The sequence below is a fragment of the Lysobacter brunescens genome (assembly GCF_042677005.1).
GTDB classification, from domain to species: Bacteria; Pseudomonadota; Gammaproteobacteria; order Xanthomonadales; family Xanthomonadaceae; genus Lysobacter_I; species Lysobacter_I brunescens.
This window is the reverse complement of sequence record NZ_JBHTIF010000001.1, coordinates 2,543,947-2,562,802: the sequence shown is the minus strand read 5'-3', so window position 1 is coordinate 2,562,802 and position 18,856 is coordinate 2,543,947. Positions and strand designations below refer to the sequence as shown.

The 18,856-nt window shown below is 67.8% G+C and carries 21 protein-coding genes; 9 read left to right on the top strand and 12 right to left on the bottom strand.

The genetic code is table 11. The features are described 5' to 3' along the window. Positions 1-15: 15 nt before the first annotated feature. The 6 genes from ACFQ0E_RS11415 (at position 16) to ACFQ0E_RS11390 (ending at position 5,421) form a co-directional block, all read left to right on the top strand. The gene (locus ACFQ0E_RS11415; RefSeq protein WP_386823753.1) at positions 16-702 is read left to right on the top strand and encodes a Fe2+-dependent dioxygenase; all 687 of its coding nucleotides are present in this window, start codon (positions 16-18) and stop codon (positions 700-702) included. Then, a complete protein-coding gene (locus ACFQ0E_RS11410) occupies positions 687-1,340 on the top strand; it encodes a PepSY-associated TM helix domain-containing protein (RefSeq protein WP_386823752.1) in 654 nt (217 codons plus the stop codon). Before ACFQ0E_RS11415 ends, ACFQ0E_RS11410 begins: the two co-directional genes overlap by 16 nt. Before the next feature lie 53 nt (positions 1,341-1,393). Further along, on the top strand, positions 1,394-1,909 hold the full coding sequence (locus tag ACFQ0E_RS11405; protein ID WP_386824125.1) for a DUF2271 domain-containing protein: 516 nt from the start codon (positions 1,394-1,396) through the stop codon (positions 1,907-1,909). Positions 1,910-1,953: 44 nt separating this feature from the next. Next, on the top strand, positions 1,954-2,763 hold the full coding sequence (locus ACFQ0E_RS11400; RefSeq protein ID WP_386823751.1) for a DUF4198 domain-containing protein: 810 nt from the start codon (positions 1,954-1,956) through the stop codon (positions 2,761-2,763). A 76-nt stretch (positions 2,764-2,839) separates the two neighbouring features. Continuing rightward, positions 2,840-3,784 carry an FAD:protein FMN transferase gene (locus ACFQ0E_RS11395; protein ID WP_386824124.1) on the top strand — a complete coding sequence of 315 codons (945 nt, stop codon included), beginning with the start codon at positions 2,840-2,842 and terminating at the stop codon, positions 3,782-3,784. Next, the gene (locus ACFQ0E_RS11390; protein WP_386823750.1) at positions 3,781-5,421 is read left to right on the top strand and encodes a sulfite reductase subunit alpha; all 1,641 of its coding nucleotides are present in this window, start codon (positions 3,781-3,783) and stop codon (positions 5,419-5,421) included. Before ACFQ0E_RS11395 ends, ACFQ0E_RS11390 begins: the two co-directional genes overlap by 4 nt. Positions 5,422-5,448: 27 nt before the next feature. On the opposite strand, the gene ACFQ0E_RS11385 is transcribed toward ACFQ0E_RS11390, so the two are convergent. The 10 genes from ACFQ0E_RS11385 to ACFQ0E_RS11340 all read right to left on the bottom strand — a co-directional run bounded on the left by ACFQ0E_RS11385 (position 5,449) and on the right by ACFQ0E_RS11340 (position 13,047). Beyond that, positions 5,449-6,621 (bottom strand): glutathionylspermidine synthase family protein, encoded by a 1,173-nt coding sequence (locus ACFQ0E_RS11385; protein ID WP_386823749.1) that lies wholly within the window; start codon positions 6,619-6,621, stop codon positions 5,449-5,451. Beyond that, complete coding sequence (locus ACFQ0E_RS11380) at positions 6,621-7,109, bottom strand: DUF1190 domain-containing protein (RefSeq protein ID WP_386823748.1); 489 nt, start codon at positions 7,107-7,109, stop codon at positions 6,621-6,623. The genes ACFQ0E_RS11385 and ACFQ0E_RS11380 overlap by 1 nt, the downstream gene beginning before the upstream one ends. A gap of 14 nt (positions 7,110-7,123) precedes the next feature. Further along, a complete protein-coding gene (locus tag ACFQ0E_RS11375; RefSeq protein ID WP_386823747.1) occupies positions 7,124-7,537 on the bottom strand; it encodes a DUF350 domain-containing protein in 414 nt (137 codons plus the stop codon). Between the two features lie 78 nt (positions 7,538-7,615). Beyond that, the gene (locus ACFQ0E_RS11370; RefSeq protein WP_386823746.1) at positions 7,616-8,263 is read right to left on the bottom strand and encodes a DUF2491 family protein; all 648 of its coding nucleotides are present in this window, start codon (positions 8,261-8,263) and stop codon (positions 7,616-7,618) included. Beyond that, a complete protein-coding gene (locus tag ACFQ0E_RS11365; protein WP_386823745.1) occupies positions 8,260-9,291 on the bottom strand; it encodes a potassium channel family protein in 1,032 nt (343 codons plus the stop codon). Before ACFQ0E_RS11365 ends, ACFQ0E_RS11370 begins: the two co-directional genes overlap by 4 nt. Positions 9,292-9,324: 33 nt before the next feature. Then, on the bottom strand, positions 9,325-10,065 hold the full coding sequence (locus tag ACFQ0E_RS11360) for a PspA/IM30 family protein (protein ID WP_386823744.1): 741 nt from the start codon (positions 10,063-10,065) through the stop codon (positions 9,325-9,327). 3 nt (positions 10,066-10,068) lie between these two features. Next, positions 10,069-10,782, bottom strand: coding sequence for a YjfI family protein (locus ACFQ0E_RS11355; protein WP_386823743.1), 714 nt, complete (start codon positions 10,780-10,782; stop codon positions 10,069-10,071). A gap of 232 nt (positions 10,783-11,014) precedes the next feature. Further along, entirely contained in the window at positions 11,015-11,815 is an 801-nt protein-coding gene (locus tag ACFQ0E_RS11350; RefSeq protein WP_386823742.1) for an MBL fold metallo-hydrolase, read from the bottom strand. A gap of 177 nt (positions 11,816-11,992) precedes the next feature. Next, the gene (locus ACFQ0E_RS11345) at positions 11,993-12,583 is read right to left on the bottom strand and encodes a HutD/Ves family protein (RefSeq protein ID WP_386823741.1); all 591 of its coding nucleotides are present in this window, start codon (positions 12,581-12,583) and stop codon (positions 11,993-11,995) included. Positions 12,584-12,696: 113 nt separating this feature from the next. Next, entirely contained in the window at positions 12,697-13,047 is a 351-nt protein-coding gene (locus ACFQ0E_RS11340; RefSeq protein ID WP_386823740.1) for a ComEA family DNA-binding protein, read from the bottom strand. Positions 13,048-13,298: 251 nt separating this feature from the next. On the opposite strand from ACFQ0E_RS11340, the gene ACFQ0E_RS11335 reads away from it, so the two are divergent. Both ACFQ0E_RS11335 and ACFQ0E_RS11330 read left to right on the top strand, forming a co-directional pair. Continuing rightward, positions 13,299-14,792: a M20 family metallopeptidase gene (locus tag ACFQ0E_RS11335; protein WP_386823739.1), complete on the top strand. Its 1,494-nt coding sequence runs from the start codon at positions 13,299-13,301 to the stop codon at positions 14,790-14,792. A gap of 566 nt (positions 14,793-15,358) precedes the next feature. Then, entirely contained in the window at positions 15,359-15,805 is a 447-nt protein-coding gene (locus ACFQ0E_RS11330) for a hypothetical protein (protein ID WP_386823738.1), read from the top strand. Between the two features lie 7 nt (positions 15,806-15,812). On the opposite strand, the gene ACFQ0E_RS11325 is transcribed toward ACFQ0E_RS11330, so the two are convergent. Continuing rightward, complete coding sequence (locus ACFQ0E_RS11325) at positions 15,813-17,327, bottom strand: MASE1 domain-containing protein (RefSeq protein ID WP_386823737.1); 1,515 nt, start codon at positions 17,325-17,327, stop codon at positions 15,813-15,815. A gap of 118 nt (positions 17,328-17,445) precedes the next feature. After that, a complete protein-coding gene (locus tag ACFQ0E_RS11320) occupies positions 17,446-18,075 on the bottom strand; it encodes a LexA family transcriptional regulator (RefSeq protein ID WP_386823736.1) in 630 nt (209 codons plus the stop codon). 290 nt (positions 18,076-18,365) lie between these two features. Between ACFQ0E_RS11320 and ACFQ0E_RS11315 the strand changes: the two genes are divergently transcribed. Further along, positions 18,366-18,761, top strand: coding sequence for a hypothetical protein (locus tag ACFQ0E_RS11315; RefSeq protein WP_386823735.1), 396 nt, complete (start codon positions 18,366-18,368; stop codon positions 18,759-18,761). Positions 18,762-18,856 lie beyond the last annotated feature (95 nt).

Sequence of the window (18,856 nt, the reverse complement as noted above, 5' to 3'; positions counted from 1 at the left end):
CGAACGTCCCGACCCATGCTCCTCGCCATCCCCGACGTCCTCACTCCCGAACAGGTCGCGCACGCGCGCGGCCTGCTCGACGCCGCCGACTGGGCCGACGGCAAGGTCACTGCGGGCTACCAGTCCGCGCAGGCGAAGGACAACGCGCAGTTGCCCGAGGGATCGCCGGTCGCGCGCGAACTCGGGCAGATCGTGCTCGACGCGCTGGCGAAGAACGACACCTTCTTCGCCGCCGCGCTGCCGAAGCGCATCTATCCGCCGCTGTTCAACCGCTACAGCGGCGGCCAGTCCTTCGGTTACCACGTCGACAACGCGGTGCGCTACGACCGCAGCCGTGGCAGCGCCGAACCAGTCCGCACCGACCTCTCGGCGACGCTGTTCTTCAGCGCGCCGGACGAATACGACGGCGGCGAACTGGTCATCGAGGACACCTACGGCACGCAGCGGGTGAAGCTGCCGGCCGGCAGCCTGGTGCTGTATCCCAGCACCAGCCTGCACCAGGTCACGCCGGTCACGCGCGGCGCGCGGGTGGCTTCGTTCTTCTGGATGCAGAGCATGATCCGCGACGACGGCCATCGCCGCCTGCTGTTCGACCTGGACCTGTCGATCCGCATGCTCACCCGCGACCATCCCGGACATCCCTCGCTGGTCCGCATGACCGGCGTGTACCACAACCTGCTGCGGCAATGGGCCGAGACGTGAGTCCGTCGCGCGCGAAGGACATCGCTGCGGCGCAGCGCCAGCGCGGCTTCTGGCTGCGCACGCTGCACCAGTGGCACTGGATCAGCGCCGCCGCGTCGCTCGCCGGCATGCTGCTGTTCGCGATCACCGGCATCACCCTGAACCATGCCGGCTCGATCGAAGCCTCGCCGCAGGTCGAGCGCAAGGCAGCGACGCTGCCGCCGAAGGTGCTCGCCGCACTCGGCACGCGCGAGGAAGGCGAAGCGCCGCTGCCGGCGCGCGTCGAGGACTGGCTCGATGCGCAGCTGCGTCTCGATCTGAGCGGTCGCCCCGGCGAGTGGTCGCCCGAAGAGGTCTACATCTCGCTTCCGACACCCGGTGCGGACGCTTGGTTGAGCATCCACCGCGAGACCGGCGAAGTCGAATACGAGCGCACCGATCGCGGCTGGATCGCCTATTTCAACGATCTGCACAAGGGCCGCAACAGCGGCACCGCGTGGCGCTGGTTCATCGATGTCTTCGCCGTCGCCTGCGTGCTGTTCTGCCTCACCGGCCTGCTGCTCCTGCAGATGTACGCGCGGCAGCGACGCAGCACCTGGCCCTGGGTCGGCCTCGGCATCGTGCTGCCGGTCCTGCTCGCCCTTCTCTTCATCCACTGAGGTCCGTCGCCATGTCGTTCCGCGGAACATCATTCGCTTCCATGTCCGTCTCCATGCCCGTCACCGTCACGCTCGCCATCGGCGCCGGCCTCGCCCTGCCCGTGCATGCCGCCGAACTGAAGATCGACATCGAAATCCCGAAGCTCAACGTCGCCGAATACCACCGACCGTATGTCGCGGTGTGGATCGAAGGCGCCGACCAGGCGGTCGCCGCCAACCTCAGCGTCTGGTACCAGCAGCGCAGCAACAGCGAAGGCCACGGCACCAAGTGGCTGCCCGACCTGCGCCAGTGGTGGCGCCGCAGCGGCCGCACGCTGAAGGTGCCGGTCGACGGCGTGACCGGCCCGACCCGTCCGGTCGGCAAGCACGCCCTGAGCTTCAAGGACAGCGATCCGCGCCTCGCCTCGCTCAAGCCGGGCCAGTACACGCTCGTGGTCGAAGCCGCGCGCGAAGTCGGTGGTCGCGAACTGCTCAAGATCCCCTTCACCTGGAAGCCCAAAGCTGCGTTCACCGGCAACGCCCAGGGCACAACCGAACTCGGTGCGATCGCGCTGAAGATCGCGCCCTGATCCTGCCTTCCGCCCCTTCAATCCCCATCTTCCGAGGTCATGCGATGAAACTCCGTCCCGTGCTCGCTGTTGCGCTCGCCGCCGCCCTCCTGCCCTTCGCCGCCTCCGCGCACAAGTCCTGGCTGCTGCCGTCGCAGACGGTCGTCGCGGGCGAAAAGCCGTGGGTCACCTTCGACGCCGCCGTGTCGAACGACCTGTTCCATCTCAACCACGTGCCGATCGCGCTGGATCGCCTGTCGATCACGATGCCCGACGGCTCGCGCGGTACCAGCGCCAACGGCGCGACCGGCAAGTTCCGCAGCGTGTTCGACATCGAACTGACCCAGGAAGGCACCTATCGCGTCGCGATGCTCAACCAGGGCCTGTTCGCGAGCTGGGACGAAGCCGGCAAGCCGAAGCGCTGGCGCGGCACGGCCGAGACTTTCGCGACCGAAGTGCCCAAGGACGCGCCGAACCTGCAGGTCTCGCAGTCGATCGGCCGCGTGGAAACCTTCGTCACCCGCGGCGCGCCGAACACCACCGCGCTCAAGCCCGCCGGCACCGGCATCGAACTGGTCGCGAAGACCCATCCGAACGACCTGTTCGCCGGCGAAACCGCCGAATTCGCGCTGGTGATCGACGGCAAACCCGCCGCAGGGCTGGAAGTCGAGATCGTGCGCGGCGCCACGCGCTATCGCAACGCGCAGGAAGAGATCAAGGTGACGACCGGTGTCGACGGCAGCTTCCGCGTGACCTGGCCGCAAGCCGGCATGTACTGGCTGGAAGCCGCGACCGAAGACGAGCGCACCAGCGTGCCGCAGGCGAAGAAGCGTCGCCTCAGCTACGTCGCCACGCTCGAAGTGCTGCCGCAGTAAGCCGCACCGGAGACTTGCAGTGGCAGGACCAGGGGAAGCACGCGCGCTCGACGGCGTGCGCCTTGCGGGTGCGACGATGGGCACGACCTGGTCGGTGCGCGCGTACTGCGCGCCGACCCGGAACCCGCACGCCCTGCACGCGATCGCGCAGGGCGCACTCGACGCGGTCGTCGCGCAGATGAGTCCCTGGGTCGAGGACAGCGACCTCGTCCGCTACAACCGTGCGCCGCCGTGCAGCGTCCATGCCCTGCCCGCTGCCTTTGCCGAGGTGCTGCGCTGCGCGCTCGACATTGCCGCGCGCAGCGACGGCGCCTTCGATCCCGCACTCGGCGCGCTGGTCGATGCCTGGGGCTTCGGTCGGTCGACACCGGCGCAGCGCGTGCCCGATGACGAAATGCTCGCCGGCTTGCGCATTCGACATGTCGATGCGCTCGCTTCGCTGTTCGAAGACGACCCGCCACGCCTGCGCCAGCCCGGCGGCGTAACGCTCGACTTCTGCGCGATCGCCAAGGGCCATGGCGCCGACATCGTCGCGCGTCGCCTGCGCGATGCCGACGTGCCCGCCGCGCTGGTCGAAGTCGGCGGCGAACTGTTCGGCTACGGCCGCAAGCCCGACGGCACGCCGTGGCGCGTGGTCGTGGAAGGCTGCGCAGAAGAGTCCGAGCCCGTACCGGACATCGGGCCACCGCCGCTGCGCACCGTCGAACTGGACGGCCTGGCGATCGCCACGTCCGGCGACCGCTGGCATGTGTTCGAACACGACGGCCAGCGTCTCTCGCACACCATTGATCCACGCACCGGGCGCCCCGTGCAGGATGCGCCGGTCGCGGTCACCGTCATCGCCGACAGCGCGATGCGCGCAGATGCCTGGGCGACCGCGCTCACGGTGATGGGCGCCGACGCCGGGCTCGCGTTCGCCGAACGTCATGCGCTGGCGGCACGCTTCCTCGTGCGCGACGGCATGCGGCTGGTCGAACGCGTGTCGTCGCGCTTCGACGCGCTGTCGGAGATCGCTGGGTGAGCGCGCCGTCCGCACCGCATGCGTCGCCACGCGCACGCCTCGCCCAGGCCGTGCTGCTCGCGGCACTGGCTGCCCTCGCGCTGTGGATGCCCACCTGGCAGAGCGCGCCGTGGCCGTCGATATCCGCATCGGGACCGAAACTCGCCATCGCCGGCGGCCTGCTGCTCGCCTACCTGCTCGGTTGTGCCTACTTCCTGCGCAGTGGCCGCGCAGCGACGCCAGCTTCCAGCACCTCACCCGTCGCACGCGACGCCTCGCTGCGCGTGCTCTACGCCAGCCAGACCGGCTTCGCGCTGCGATTGGCCGAACTGAGTGCCGACAGCCTGCGCGCGGCCAGCGCCGCACCGGCGCTGTCGGCACTCGATGACATTGGATCCGATCCGTTCGACGGCTGCGAGACCGCGCTGTTCATCGTCAGCACCACCGGCGAAGGCGATCCGCCGGACAACGCCTTGGCGTTCGCGGCAGACGTGATGTCAAGCACGCGCGACCTGACGCATCTGCGCTATGCCGTGCTCGCACTGGGCGATCGCCGCTACGTGCGCTACTGCGCGTTCGGCCACGCGATCGACGACTGGCTGCGCCGCTGCGGCGCGACACCGCTGTTCGACGTGATCGAAGTCGACAATGGCGATGGCGGCGCGCTGCGGCGCTGGCAGCACGAGATCGCGCAGGTCGCAGGAGATGCGTCCGCCGCGATCGAAGCCGCGGACTGGGCCGCGCCGGACTATGAGGCATGGACGCTCGTGTCGCGGCGCGAGCTCAACCCGGGCAGCCTCGGCGCGCCGGTGTACGACATCCGCCTGCGCGCGCAGGGCGCGATGCCGCGCTGGACGGCGGGCGACCTGGTCGAGATCGGCCCGGAGCACGATGCGGCATCGGTGGCGGACTGGATGCATGCGCATGGCATCGAAGACCGCGCGCTCGAAGATGCATCGGGACACGAAACGTTTTCGACGCGCCTCGCCCGCTCGCGCTGGCCTGACATGCGCGAGAACGAGGACATCGCCACGCTCGCTGCACGGCTGGAGCCGCTGCCGCATCGCGAATACTCCATCGCCTCGATTCCGGAAGACGGCGACCTGCGCCTGCTGGTGCGGCTGACACGACGCGCAGATGGCGAGCATGGCCTCGGCAGCGGCTGGCTGTGCCTGCACGCACCGCAGGCGGCGACGATCCGTCTGCGCATCCGCAGCAACCCGGGCTTCCATCCCGCGCCGGACGAGGCGCCGCTGATCCTGATCGGCAACGGCACCGGCATCGCCGGCCTGCGCGCGCATCTCGCGCAGCGCGCGCTGTCTCGAACCGGTCGTAGTTGGTTGCTGTTCGGCGAACGCCGACGCGAGCACGACCTGCACTATGCCGACGAACTCGATGCGTGGTCGCGCGACGGCGTGCTCGCACGCAGCGACTTCGCCTTTTCCCGTGATCCGCTGCGACCGCGCTACGTGCAGGACGCGCTGCGTGAAGCCGCCGATACGCTGCGCGGCTGGATCGACGACGGCGCGCACCTGCGCGTCTGCGGCAGCGCCGCCGGCATGGCGACCGGCGTCGACGAAGCATTGCGCGACATCCTGGGCGACGCGATCGTCGATGCGCTGCGTCGCGACGGACGCTATCGCCGCGACGTGTACTGAGCCTGCCTCAGCGCACGCGACGCCGCTTCAATCGACGATCGCGTGCGGCACGAAGCGCGAGGTGTCCAGGGTGATCGCGGTCGAATCCTCGCGCAGGCCCATGCCGCACGCACGGTCGCCGACGACCCAACTGCCGATCAGCGGATAGCCGCCATCGAACACCGGCAGCGAATGCCAGGCCTGGCGCACGGCGGGGCCGTCGGCATACGGTCCTTCGGTGCGCGTGGCGCGGCCCTGCGCATCGATCGCTTCGATGTTCGCGCCTTCGCGCGAGAAGAACGGCTTGCGTACCCAACCCGGCGCCAGCGGCGCTTGCCGATCGGTGTCGATATGGCATTCGAGCAGGTTCGGATGGCCGACATGGCGCTCCCAGAGCAGCGCGAGGATGCCCTTGTTCGACAGCACGGCCTTCCACGCCGGCTCCAGCAGGCGCAGGCCATCGTTGACGAGCGCCGGGCCGAAGCGTTCCTCGAACATGAATTCCAGCGGATACAGCTTGAACAGGCTGGGGATGACGCGATCGTCGAGATCGGTGAACCAGCGGCCGCTCACGTCGAGGCCGATGTCCTCGATCGCGATGCTTTCGGTGCGCAGGCCGGCCTGGATCGCGCAATCGCGCAGGTACTGCACCGTGCCGCGATCCTCTTCCGAGGCGGCGACGCTGGCGAAGTACAGCGGCATGGGCAGCGCGGCGTCCTTCGCCATCGCGCCGAAGGCTTCGATGAGCGCGTCCTGGATCGCGTTGTACTGGTCCGCACCGGATGGCAGGCGGCCATCGGCGATGCCGTCCTCCAGCCACAGCCACTGGAAGAAGGCCGCTTCGTACAGCGCGGTCGGCGTGTCGTAGTTGAACTCGAACAGCTTCGCCGGGCCGCTGCCGTCGTAGGCGAAATCCATGCGCCCGTAGAGGTGCCGGTCGCGGCGCTGCCAGGACCGCGCGATCCAGTCCCAGTAGGTCGCCGGGATCGCCAGTCGCGACAGCAGCGCCTCGCTGCGCACGACCTCGTCGACCAGCGACATCGCCATGTCGTGCAGGTCCTGGGTCGGCGCCTCGATGTCGTCCTCCACCTGGCGCAGCGTGAAGGCGTAATACGCGCTTTCGTCCCAGTACGGCGCACCGTCGATGGTGTGGAAGCGGAAGCCGAGCGCTTCCGCTTTCGCGCGCCAGTCCGGGCGCGGCGCGATGGCGATGCGTCGCATCAACCGCCCCAGCCGCTGCGCGCGGACGAGCTGGACCCGAAGCCGCTGCGCGACGCGGTCACCGCGCGTGCCGGCGGCGGGTCCACGGTCACCGCCTTGCGCGTGGTCAGCGTGTTGCGGCCGTAGATCGGCGCAATGCTGCCGTACTGCGACTTGCGGCTCGTGCCGTAGCCGTAAGGCACGGAATAGCCGCCGAGGATCGGCATGAAGTAGGTGCGCGAACCATCGTAGTCTTCGCAGGCATCGTCACCGTACATCCGCTCGCACTCTTCTTCGCTGAGGTAGCGCGGCGCCATCGAACGCGCCTGCTGGAACGCGCCACGACAGTCGCCGTCGGCGATGTCGTCGGCGTCGAGGCAGGACTGCAGCGACGGATAATCGAACTGGGCGACCTGCGGCGGCGGATCCACCATGTCCGGCTGGCATGCGGTGAGCACCACCGGAGCGATAGCCATCGCCGTGAGGCGCAAGCTGCGGGAACGTTTCATCTCGGCAGGACTCCTCAGTAGATCATGGACGCGGCATTGAGGATGCCGACGCCGAGCGAGACGATGCCGGCGAACGCGCCTGCGGCGATTTCGCCCGAGGAAATGCGCGTGGACAGATCGCGGATCACCAGACGGTTTGCGAAGTAGGCCAGCACCTGGACGATGAAGGCGACGCCACCCCAGAGCACGAAGTCCACCAGGCTCACGGAGTTGGCCATGGCCGAGGCCAGCGGCAGGATGAAGCCGAGCAGCGCACCGCCGAACGCGAGCGTGGCGGCGACGTTGTTGGCCTGGATCAGCGCGAACTCGCGATGCGGGGTCAGGCGCACGTAGACCAGCATGAAGACGACCAGCATGCCGATCGATGCGCCGAAATAGGCGAGGAAGGCCGGCAGGCCGGACAGAGAGAGGGCGAATTGTTCGGGCATGGCGTACGGCTCCTTCGGGAATGCAATGGATGGAATGATCGATGGCGAGCGGCGGCGCCTGCGACAGGCGCTGCCGCGTCAGGTGATGCGCAGATCGGCCTGGCTCAGCGGCACGCCGACCGAGATGACCACGCAGAATTCGTTAGGGCCGTAGTCCTCGGCACTGATCAGCAGATGCTCGCGACCGGACGGCACGTCGGCATCGCGCGCATAGAGCATCGCGTAGTGCGTCAGGTCGAATTCCGGTCGCGTCGGGTCGGCGCCGTACACGGCCTCGTCCATCGCCACGGGCGGCGCCCACTGCGCCTCGTCCTCGCCCCACTGCCGTTCGTAGCGATGCTCGCCCACGACGAAGGTCGGCGCACCGATGCGGCTGCCGGACTGCGTCCAGGTGCGGAACGCGGCCGCGTTGTCCGGGGTGATGGTGTCGTGGAACACGAAATAGCCGATGGCCTCGATCACGCCCGCGCTCTGGATCACCTGCAGGAAGGCATCGTCGGTGAGATAGAAGCGGAAGATCTCGGTCGCGCCTTCGCTGAGACGAATTCGCCCGATGCGTTCGACGAACTGCGCGCCGGTCGGCGGCTGGAACAGCAGGCGGTCCGCGGCCATGCGGAACGGCAGCGCGTCGATCTCGACGCCGGCCTTCAGGCGCAGACCCAGCGGATAGGCAGGCGCCGACGGCGCCCGCACCGCAGGCTTGCGGAACAGATCGAAAAGGCTCATCCGGCCTGCACTCCAGCCGCATGCAGCAGGGCATGCGCATCGACGCGCCGGCTGGCCAGGTAGAACAGCGTCGCACCGGGCGGCACGACCGCATCGTCGTCGGCGTTGAGGATGGCGGTCAGCGGCGCGTCGGGCGTCGCGTAGCCGAGCAGGGTCGAGCGATGGCGCGTGCGCAGCAGCGAGAGGTAATCGTCGTATCGACGCGCCGGCGCACTGCCGGGCAGGACCAGGCTGTACTGGGTCGCGCCATCGGCGATCGACAGCATCTCCAGCGCGACCCGCGATGCACCGATGTCCTGCGAGGCACGGACGATCAGCTCGGCCTGGACCGGTGTCGTGCATTCCACGTCGGCATGATGGCGCTTGAGCAGCGTCGCCGATTCCTCGCGATCGAAGTGCGCGACGATGTGCGCAGCCGCGCCCGCCGCGCGCAGCGCGAGTGCAGCCGCCAGGGTCTGCTCGTCGGTCGGTGCGTCGATGATGATGCGCCTTGCACCAACGGCACCGGCACGCGCGTATTCCGAGGGATCGGCCAACGAGCCGACCTTCACGAAGCGCGCATGGTCCGGACGGGGGTTGGCGTCGAGCATCGCATCGACGATGACGATCTCGTGCACGGTGCCGCCTGGCTCCTGGCGCAGCAGATCGATGATCCGCTGCGATTCGTGCCCGTTCCAGCCGACCAGCAGGGTATGTCCTTCCATTTTCGGATAGTTCCTCTTGCCATGCAGTCCGCGCTGCCAGCGATCGGCCAGCACGGAGGACGTCTTGCCAATCATCGAGGCCAGCAGGGCGATGCCGCCCGGCATCAGCCACAGCGCCGCGAACACGCGACCTGCTGTGGTGGACGGGCTGAAATCGCCGAAGCCGACGGTGAACGCGACGGTCGCGTAGAAATAGGGAAAGATTTCGGGCGAGGACAGCTTGTCCTCGCCCAGCCAGACCATCGCCATCCACGACACGAGGAAGTGGACGGCGATGGCGCACGCGAGCGCGCTCCAGCTGAGCGTCGACGCATGCTTGCGCAAGGAGCGCAGCAGCCGGAACAGCATCACCGCACGTTACTCGGCGATGCGGTCGACGGTGCCGGGCAGCTGCAGCGGCGCAGCCTCCGGCGCCGGCAGCGCGGCCTGCTGCGGCTTGCGGTAGCGGGCCAGCACCGCCTCGGCGCCCGCGTTCTCGCCGAACAGGCGGCGCTTCAGACCGTCGTCGCCGCTGTCGGCCTGCAGCTGATCGGCCGCTTCGATGCGCGCGCCGGTTTCGGCCTGGCGCTGCTTGATGCGCTCGAGGCTGTCCAGCGCGGTGCGCATCTTCGCGTTGGTGCCGGAGTGGCGGGCGGCGATCGTCGCCTGCGCGCGCTGCACCGATTCGGTCGCACGCACGGTGTCGATCTGCGCGCGCAGCCGTTCCAGGCCGCGTTCGCCCTGCACCACCGCGGCACGCAGCTTCTCGATCGATGCGTCGTACTCGACGATGACCTTGCCGTCCTCGCCGAGCTTCGCTTCGAGATCGGCGATGCGCTGCGCGACTTCCAGCTGCAGGGCTTCGTCGTTCTTCTGCAGCGCGACCTGCATGTAGCCTTCGTATTCGCCGAGCTTGCGGCGGTTGGCCTCGGCGGCATCGGCCTTCAGCTTGCGCTGTGCCATCAGCTTGGCGAGGTCGTCGCGCGAACGGTTGAGGGCATCCTGCGCGTCCCGGGTTTCCTGGTCGAGGATGCGCAGCGCATTGGCGTCGACCACGGCCTGGCCGGCCTCGGTGGCGGTGCCGCGGAACAGGGTGAACAGCTTGCTGAGGATCGCCATCGGTCAGCCCCCCTGCGCCACGGACATGGCGGCCAGCGGCGCATGCGCGCCGAGGAACGGGGCGATGGCTTCGGCGGCCTCCAGCGCGTTGTCGGCCAGCACGCGGATTTCCTCCAGCACGTTCACCACCGGCGAACGCGACGACAGCTCGCCGAACACGATGTACACGTCGCGGCCGTCGGCCTGGCGGACGATGCCCAGGTTGGACAGCGGATTGATCGGATTCATGCGCAGGCAGGCGTCGTTGAGGCCGGGGATGTCGGCGACGTCGTCGGCGGTCACCAGCGGCACGCTGACGAAGATCTGCTCGCCCGAGACGGCCATGGTCACATCCAGTTCGCCGTCATCGTCGACCACGATGTGGATCGTCGGCTCCGCCCCGTCGATCAGCTCGGCGGTCATCCCGTAACGCGTCAGGTACGGCTGCAGCGCGTCGAACAGCGGGCGCGCGGTCCATGCAGCATGGGGAGCGACGGCCGAAGGGGCCGACGTCGTTTGGGCCAGGGGGGTGGACATGGTGCTGTCGATCTCCGCGATCAGGAGGGAGGGAGGGGTGTTGTCGCGCTGCATGCGCTTTTCCAGCGATTTCAGCAGCGAGTGGTACTGGGGGCGCACGTGCAGCGTCACCGGTTTCAGGCCCCGATCCTTCAGCCGCTCACGGAACCGCGCCTGGCGCAGGGCCTGGGGCGACGGTGGCGAGGGCGGACGATCAGGCATGGGCTCGTGGGCGGCGAAACTGTGACGTGTGACGTTACGCGTGACGATTCCGAAATGCAAGTGACTTCCGACCTACCCTGCCCCGCCCGATACACCACCCCGGCTCGGCACGGCGACCATCCGCACAAACGAAGACACCCGGCAGCGGAGGCCGGGTGTCAGGGTGAAAGGCATCGATTGGGACGCCAGGCCGGCGTCGACGGCCCGCCTCGTCGGTCGGGCACAGGCCTGCTCAGTAATGCGCCGGGGTCGCCTCGCGGGTGACCTGGTGGCGATAGTGCATCGGCCCGAGCAGGTCGATGCCGCAATCCAGGCGCGACAGCCAGTCCAGCATCTGCGTCATCGCCTCACCGCGGAATGGCATGCCGTGCTGCGGCACGATCATCTCCGGCGCGAGGTCGCGGACCATGTCCACCCACAGCCGGAGCACGCGGTTGCTGGCCATGTAACGGCGGTGGAAGCCCTCCATGCAAGGCCGGTAGGCCTCGAAATCCTCGACGAAGGCGTATTCGCGCCCGCTAGGGACGAGGCCGGAGCAAACATCGCCCGAGAACAGGATGCGACTGGTCGGGTCGTAGAACGACAGGTTGCCCACCGAATGCAGGAAGTGCGCCGGCAGGGCGACGAGGTGCGCGTCGCCCAGCGGAATGCGCGCGCCCTCGTCGTCGACCAGGAGGTAGCGCTCACGGCCCGCGTTCTCCATGTAGTGCGGCACGAGGTGGGGCACGAACCGCCCCCAGAGCTTCGAGCAGACCACGGTGGCCTTGGTGTACAGAAGCCACTTGTCGATCGCGCCGATGATGTCGGGGTCCTGGTGCGAGCACAGGATCAGGCCGATCTCGTGCGGACGCACATCGCGCCCCAAGGCCAGCACCAGCGGGTTGTAGAGCAGCGCGCCGCCCGGGTCCATCAGCGCCGAGGCGTCGCCGTGCTTGATGAGGAACTGGTTGGCCTGCACGCCGTCGTCGCCGCGCACCAGATCGCTGTAGGCCACGCAACGATGCTGGCCGGACTCGAAGAGAACGAAACCCATGGCGGTCGTCCTTGGAAGGAAAGGGTGGCGCAGGTTATGGCCGCCCTCTTTTCCCGACCTTGATCACGATCAATTCGCCGGGGAACGCTGCGTTCGCCGGGAAGCACGCACGGACTTGCGGCATCGCCATCGACACGCAAAGCTCGCGCACCCGATCGATCGCATCAATCGATGGCGTCAGTCTCCGCGCGTGCGCAGGCGGATCACCAGCACTTCGCCGCCACCATCCAGCGCGTAGCGCGCGCGCGTCGAGCCGGTCGGAAACAGCAGGGTGTCGCTGGCGGCGGCATCGCAGCGGGCGTCGCTGCCGGTGGCATGCGCATGCCCCGACAGCACGTGCACGACCCAGCGCTCCCCGGGTTCGACGAACAGCACCATCGAACCCACGAGCGGGCGATGCCACACCTCGGCGTCGATGCGATCACGACGCCACATCAGGTTGAAATCGTGGGTGAGCCCGTCGACGAGCTCGCCGCGGGCGGAACGCTCGCCGGCGAAACGGACGCGGCCATGGGGCGGCAGGACTTCGCGCACTTCGCCGTCGTCGAAATGCAGGCGTACCCCATGGCCGTGGAGCAGGACCAGTTCGCGCTCGACGCCCGGAAACGCGGAGAACGGGCCGTCCTGTTCGATCTCGGCGATCGACAGCCGCCAATCCCAATCGTCGCCACCCTCCGGCCAGCGCAGGATCTCCCGCGTCCAGCCGAAACCATTGCGCCAGCGCTCGCGGCGATACTCGTTGGCTGGAATCAGGCGGGGCTGTGTCATGGGGGCTCCGGGATCGATGCGGCGGAGTGTATCCAAACGCGGTCATCCAAACGGGGCCGGGTTCACTCCCTGCGAAGTGAACCCGACCCCGTTCGAGTCGCGACAGTGGGCGATCAGCGCTTCTTCGGGGCCGCCACCACCGCCGGTGCCTTGCCGGCCGCCGCTGCGGGACGTGCCGCAGGCGCCGCGCCACCGACCATGATCAGCTCGCGGTTGCGCTCGACCGTCTTCAGGCCGATGCCATCGACCTGGGCAAGCTGTTCGGCGCTGCGGAACGGCCCGTTCTGCTTGCGGTAGGCCACGATCGCCTCGGCCTTGGCCGGGCCGACGTTGACCAGCACGCGGTCGAGCGTGGCGGCATCGGCGCTGTTGATGTTGACCTTCTCGGCGGCGAGGGCGCCCAGGCTCAGGCCCAGCGACAGGGCGGCGGTGGCGAGGATGCGGGCGGTGTTGAACAGGTTCATGGTGTTTTTCCTTTGGATGGGTTGGATCGATTGAAGGGTTTGGGTTCGTCCCGCGTCTGCAGCGGCCGGTGTTTCGTGGCATCCGCTGCATCGCGTCGACAGGGACAGTCTCCGGATCCGGGCCATCCGCCCCCATCGCCGGACCACCCGCCGTGGGCTGCGGAAAATCCCCTCGCCCGTGTCGGAAAAACCCGACCCCCGCCAAGCCGCGTAGAATCCATGGAGTCTTTTTCCGCCGCCGGACCCGCCGCATGGACATCAGTCGCATCGAACATTTCGTTGGCCGCAAATGGGACGAGGAAATCGTTCCGCAGCTGGTCGAATACATCCGCATTCCCAACAAGTCGCCGATGTTCGACAAGGACTGGGCCGCGCACGGCCACATGGATGCGGCGGTCGAGCTGATGACGACATGGGCGCGCGCCCAGGACGTGCCGGGCATGCAGGTCGAGGTGGTGCGCCTGGACGGCCGCACGCCGCTGATCTTCATCGACATCCCGGCCAGCGCCGATGCCGGCACCGGCGACGACTGCATCCTGCTCTACGGCCATCTCGACAAGCAGCCGGAAATGACCGGCTGGGACGACGACCTCGGCCCGTGGACGCCGGTGATCAAGGGCGACCGCCTCTACGGTCGCGGCGGCGCCGACGACGGCTACGCCATCTATGGTTCGCTCACGTCGATCCTCGCGCTGCGCGAACAGGGGATTCCGCATGCGCGCTGCGTGGTGATGATCGAAGCCTGCGAGGAATCCGGCAGCTACGACCTGCCCGCCTACGTCGACCATCTCGCGCCGCGCATCGGCAAGCCTTCGCTGGTGGTCTGCCTGGATTCGGGCTGCGGCAACTACGAACAACTGTGGTGCACCACGTCGTTGCGCGGCCTGGCCGGCGGCAACCTCACCGTGAAGGTGCTGGACGAAGGCGTGCACTCCGGCGACGCCTCCGGCATCGTGCCGTCGAGCTTCCGCATCCTCCGCCAGTTGCTGTCGCGCATCGAGGACGAGAAGACAGGGCGCATCCTGATCGAAGGCATGCAGGTGGAGATTCCGGCCGATCGTCTCGCCCAGGCGAAGACCTGCGCCGAAGTGCTGGGCACGGCGGTCTACGACAAGTTCTCGTTCCTGCCGGGCATGACGCCGATGCACGACGAATTGACCGAACTCGTGCTCAACCGCACCTGGCGCCCTGCGCTGTCGGTGACCGGCGTGGACGGCATGCCGCCGCTGTCGTCCGCAGGCAACGTGCTCCGCCCGTTCACCGCCGTGAAACTGAGCCTGCGCCTGCCGCCCACGCTCGACGGCAAGCACGCCGGGCAACTGCTGACCGACACGCTGCTGCGCGATCCGCCCTACGGCGCGCAGGTCTCGCTGCATCTGGAAAAGGATTCCACCGGCTGGAACGCACCGACGCTCAGTCCGTGGCTGGAACAGGCGATCGACAGCGCCAGCCAGACCTTCTTCGGCAAGCCGGCGATGTACATGGGTGAAGGCGGCACGATTCCTTTCATGGGCATGCTGGGCGAGAAATTCCCGGGCGCGCAGTTCATGATCACCGGCGTGCTCGGTCCGCAGTCGAACGCGCACGGACCGAACGAATTCCTCGACATCCCGATGGGCAAGCGCGTCACCGCCTGCGTGTCGCAGGTGATCGCCGCGCATCGCAACGCCAGCCAGCGCGGCGAAACCACCGGTGTCGCTGCCGTGGCAGGCGGTCATCATCACGGCGAGCACGGCTGCTGCTGAGGCCTGTCGAGCCGTCGTCGCCATGCGGGACGCCATCGTCCCGCATGGCGACCGAACGCATCGGAACAGATTGCAGGAAGACCGGAATCGCGCCAGCGATACGTGGATCGTGTGCGCTCAGCACGCACGCGCCGATGACAGCGCAGTCACGGAACTCGGCCGTCACGTTTCCAGGGCGAATATCGACCGCACTCGCTCCGGCAAAAATCCGGCACGACCCGGATCGACCAGCGTTTCCCCCGCACGGAAAATCGTCACGGGCGCCGCGATGGCTCGCGCACGTCGCCTGCGGTATACGAAAAACGCGTGATCCAAACGCTTGATTCAAGCGCGGCAGCGCTGTGCGCATGCCGCAAACCGGAACGAATGTCCGGTAATTCGCCTGCCGTCCCTCGCCGAACCGACCCGCCGGTCGAGACGACATCGTAATCCCAACCACGAAGCAATCCCGGATGTTAACGTCGGTTTGCCCGAGGATCCGCCCTGCGGGCACGGAATCGTTGGCGTAACCAGCGCAGGGGAGCCGACAGCAAATGGTTTATCGAAATATATCCAAGGAGTAGCCCATGTTGATTCAACACAGTCGCGCACTGGCATATTCGATCCTGGCCTTGTTTGGATCGTGGCTGGCGATTTCGCCTGCGAGTGCATGCTGTCCCAGCGGTGGCGTCGGCGAACCCGTTCCCTCGAACGGACTCGGCCAGACGAATCCGCCTTCCACCGATCTCGCACCGAATTCGCCATGGCAGGTCTACCAGTTCGAACGCGATGGCATCCGTTATCTGCAGATCAACGACAGCGCAGGCGTGGTACGCACTGCCGTCGGTCGCATCGAGGACACGTTCTGGGTCTTGCCGATCGGCTCCGATGCGGATCACGTCGTGGTCGATGGCACGACCGCACCCGCCGGAACACCGACGACGGTCTATCTCGGTCCCGATGTGGAAGTGGTGGTGTACGAGGACGGCATCCGCCAGCGCTGGTGGATTCGCAGGCCGACGTCGACCTACTGATCCGGGCTCAGTGGCCCGTGCCGGCTTCGGTCAGCAGGATCGAGAGCTGGTGCCCATGGCGGCGCAGCAGGCCGCCATGGGCCTTGATCCGCGCATTGAGCAGCATCTGCGCGGTTTCCCCCGCATGCGAGGTTTCCTGCTGCGACGTGGGCACCACACCGACGTGCAGCACGATGCCGCGGGATCGACTGGCGCTCCAGGCACGCATGTTGATGCGGTACTCGTCCGGGTTGTAGTCCGACAGCAGCGCCATCGCATGGCAGATGCAGCGATACGCCGTGAGCTGCAGACCGGTGGACAGCGTCTTCACCGGCCCCCGGAAGCCATAGCTGACATGGGCATCGCCGGCCCAGAAGTCGCTGAACGCCTGGTTGTGCACGGCCTTGAACAGGCCACCCTCTTCGAGCTGGATCGGATAGAGGGCCATCGCCTGCTCGTCGAACGCCTGGCGATGCACCATGCCGCTGCTGTTGAGGTTCATCGCATCCTCGAAGCGTCCCTGGCTTTTCAGCCAGTCGGCGAGCATCTTGCGTTCGCCGTCGAGCATCAACTGCATCTGCGCCATGTAGAGCAGCTGTTCGCGCAGGATGTGCTCGGTCGTGTCGAAGCTGGTGCGCGCGAGCCGCCTGGCTTCCTCCTCGGCGACACCGGACTGGCTGGCGTTCTGGTGGTGCCGGGTCATCGACCAGCCGATGGCGAGCACCGCCGTCGCCGTGATCACCAGCGCCTGCTGCGCGATGAACACGCCGGAATCGTGGCCGCCCTCGAAGCCGAAGTTGGGCAGGATCGCGCCGACCGCGAGGTTGCCGATCCAGGTCCCGAACGCCGCGCCGCGCCAGCCATGCAGCAGCGTGAGCCCCACTGCAGGCGTGATCATGAGCATGAGCAGGCCCTGGCGGATGCCCACGGCCAGGTCCTGGGCGACATGGAGGACCAGATACAGGGTGACGACGACCCCGGCAGCGATCGCAGCGTTGCGACGGAAGCCTCGGGTCGCGAACCAGGACACCTGCCGCGTCATCCACAGCAGGCAAGGCAGCAGCACGATCGTGATGCCCAGGTGGTAGCCGACGGAGACGCGGAGGAAGCCTTCGAGCGAGGCCATCACCGGCGGCCCGGACAGGAGGAAGTTCACGATCGCGTTGCTGGCGGCGCCCCACAGGGCGAGCAGCAGCGCCGAGAACGGCAGCCATCGCACCTGCGCGACGAGGGTGGACAGGCGCCTGTGCAGCACGGCAGGCACCATGGCGATCATGGAAATCAGCAGGAAGGGGCTGGCATAGGCCCACAGTGCGCCATCGACGGGCGCGCGCGGCACGCGCAGCAGGCCGAGCGCGGCGATGTCGCCGATGAAGAGGTACGGCCAATAGCGGATCGGCAGAAGCAGCAGGCCGGCGATGCGAATTCCCGCGGGAAGGAACCACTGGTCAAGCGAACTGAACCAAGCCGCGAGATACGCAAAGCAGTAGACCACCGAAAATGCCAATCCTTTGGCGATGCTTTTCCACTTCGCATCTTCCATTGCATGTTCCTGCGAACCCTCACCGGGACGATCCGCACACGCCTCTTCTGGTTGTTCGTATCGGGCTTAATTTGCACAAATTGAGGGGCCCGTCAAACGATTCGACGCGTCGCCCCGGTCAGAGCGCGCCGACGACCGCGCCGAGGATCCGCAGATCCGTTAACTCGGACACGGGCACGTGGACGCGATCGACCCCCGGGTCCTGCCCGACGAGCAGCCAGCCGTCGCGCCGGGGCAGGACTCGGCGGATGTCCGGACGCCCCCAGAGGGTGTAGGCATAGAGGCCACCGTCGACCACGTCCTCGTGCCGGGTCATGCTGGTGTCGACCAGCACCAGGGCATTGCGGCGGATGTCCGGTTCCATGGCGCGGGACAGCTGCACCGCCCATCGGACGTGCTGGACCGGTGTCGGCCCCAGTTCCCGACGGACGACGAATTCGGGCAGCCAGATGCGCACGGGCATGTCGGCACGGGCAAAGCCGTCCAGGCGCTCGATCGCCACATGCGCGTCGGGCGTCGCCCCGGAGCGCAGGCCCTGGAGGGCCATGACCTGCTGGGCGGATTCGACGCGGAGCATCTGGTCGTAGGCGCGACTGATGCGCTCGGGCGCGACGCCCAGCAGGGCGGCGATGGCCGGGGCGTGCTCGGCGGGGATGGGGCGCCGCCCGACGCGCCAGTGCGCGACATTGTTGCGGCCGACCCGCGCGACTTCCGCCACCCGCGTGTTGCTGGTGCCGGTTTCGTCCATCGCCTGCATGAGGGCTTGTGCGTACTTGTCCATGGGCCTGCCTACCCGACTTCCGGGCGACAGGTTCGCATGATCCGCCCTCGATTGACAGGCATGTCAATTGTGCTAACTTCGATTCCGAATGGGGTAACCGCGGGACAAGGGGCGGTTCCGGGATCGGCGCAAGGTCGCCGATCGGCGACATCGGTCACGCCAGCGCGCAGCCGCGCGCATCGGGCGGATCGAACCGGGACCGACGGAAAGGCCAGGCATGGTCGCTGTCTTCACAGGAGAGGTGCAGAGTGGTGGTGATGACTTGCCGGATCGGGGGGACGGTCCGCATCGGTGACGACATCCATGTCACGCTGCAGCGCCGCCTGCAGGACCGCGTCACCCTCGGTGTCATAGGGCCCGCCGGCAGCCGCCTGCATTTCGATGGCGCCTGCCTGCAGCCGATCGTGCTGCCGAGCGGCGCCCAGGCCTATCTCTTCTCCCTGCTCGGCGTGCGGCGCTTCCGCATCGACGGCATCGAGGTCGAAGTCTGGATTCCCGGCGATGCCGTGCCGCTGGCGTCCGACTGCGACGACCATGTCCATTTCGGCATCCGCACACCGCAGCCGCTGCGGATCACCTGCGAACAGGAACACGAGCCGCCGGCGCGCGTCGCGCCGCGGTCCAAGGCGTCGCCCGTGCAGCTCCGGAACTGAGCGCCCCGTCCTGACGGCGCGCTCGAACAAGGTTCCGGAACGACAGAAGGCCCGGTGAAAACCGGGCCTTCATATTGATGGGCTGGTTGATGGGC

Excerpts from the sequence above, each read along its gene's own strand:
- ACFQ0E_RS11315 (WP_386823735.1), top strand. The coding sequence starts at position 18,366 with ATGACTTGCCGGATCGGGGGGACGGTCCGCATCGGTGACGACATCCAT.
- ACFQ0E_RS11400 (WP_386823751.1), top strand. The coding sequence starts at position 1,954 with ATGAAACTCCGTCCCGTGCTCGCTGTTGCGCTCGCCGCCGCCCTCCTG.
- ACFQ0E_RS11330 (WP_386823738.1), top strand. The coding sequence starts at position 15,359 with ATGTTGATTCAACACAGTCGCGCACTGGCATATTCGATCCTGGCCTTG.
- ACFQ0E_RS11380 (WP_386823748.1), bottom strand. The coding sequence starts at position 7,109 with ATGAAACGTTCCCGCAGCTTGCGCCTCACGGCGATGGCTATCGCTCCG.
- ACFQ0E_RS11355 (WP_386823743.1), bottom strand. The coding sequence starts at position 10,782 with ATGCCTGATCGTCCGCCCTCGCCACCGTCGCCCCAGGCCCTGCGCCAG.
- ACFQ0E_RS11375 (WP_386823747.1), bottom strand. The coding sequence starts at position 7,537 with ATGCCCGAACAATTCGCCCTCTCTCTGTCCGGCCTGCCGGCCTTCCTC.
- ACFQ0E_RS11340 (WP_386823740.1), bottom strand. The coding sequence starts at position 13,047 with ATGAACCTGTTCAACACCGCCCGCATCCTCGCCACCGCCGCCCTGTCG.
- ACFQ0E_RS11410 (WP_386823752.1), top strand. The coding sequence starts at position 687 with ATGGGCCGAGACGTGAGTCCGTCGCGCGCGAAGGACATCGCTGCGGCG.
- ACFQ0E_RS11370 (WP_386823746.1), bottom strand. The coding sequence starts at position 8,263 with ATGAGCCTTTTCGATCTGTTCCGCAAGCCTGCGGTGCGGGCGCCGTCG.
- ACFQ0E_RS11360 (WP_386823744.1), bottom strand. The coding sequence starts at position 10,065 with ATGGCGATCCTCAGCAAGCTGTTCACCCTGTTCCGCGGCACCGCCACC.
- ACFQ0E_RS11405 (WP_386824125.1), top strand. The coding sequence starts at position 1,394 with ATGCCCGTCACCGTCACGCTCGCCATCGGCGCCGGCCTCGCCCTGCCC.
- ACFQ0E_RS11395 (WP_386824124.1), top strand. The coding sequence starts at position 2,840 with ATGGGCACGACCTGGTCGGTGCGCGCGTACTGCGCGCCGACCCGGAAC.
- ACFQ0E_RS11325 (WP_386823737.1), bottom strand. The coding sequence starts at position 17,327 with ATGGAAGATGCGAAGTGGAAAAGCATCGCCAAAGGATTGGCATTTTCG.
- ACFQ0E_RS11345 (WP_386823741.1), bottom strand. The coding sequence starts at position 12,583 with ATGACACAGCCCCGCCTGATTCCAGCCAACGAGTATCGCCGCGAGCGC.
- ACFQ0E_RS11350 (WP_386823742.1), bottom strand. The coding sequence starts at position 11,815 with ATGGGTTTCGTTCTCTTCGAGTCCGGCCAGCATCGTTGCGTGGCCTAC.
- ACFQ0E_RS11415 (WP_386823753.1), top strand. The coding sequence starts at position 16 with ATGCTCCTCGCCATCCCCGACGTCCTCACTCCCGAACAGGTCGCGCAC.
- ACFQ0E_RS11335 (WP_386823739.1), top strand. The coding sequence starts at position 13,299 with ATGGACATCAGTCGCATCGAACATTTCGTTGGCCGCAAATGGGACGAG.
- ACFQ0E_RS11320 (WP_386823736.1), bottom strand. The coding sequence starts at position 18,075 with ATGGACGAAACCGGCACCAGCAACACGCGGGTGGCGGAAGTCGCGCGG.
- ACFQ0E_RS11385 (WP_386823749.1), bottom strand. The coding sequence starts at position 6,621 with ATGCGACGCATCGCCATCGCGCCGCGCCCGGACTGGCGCGCGAAAGCG.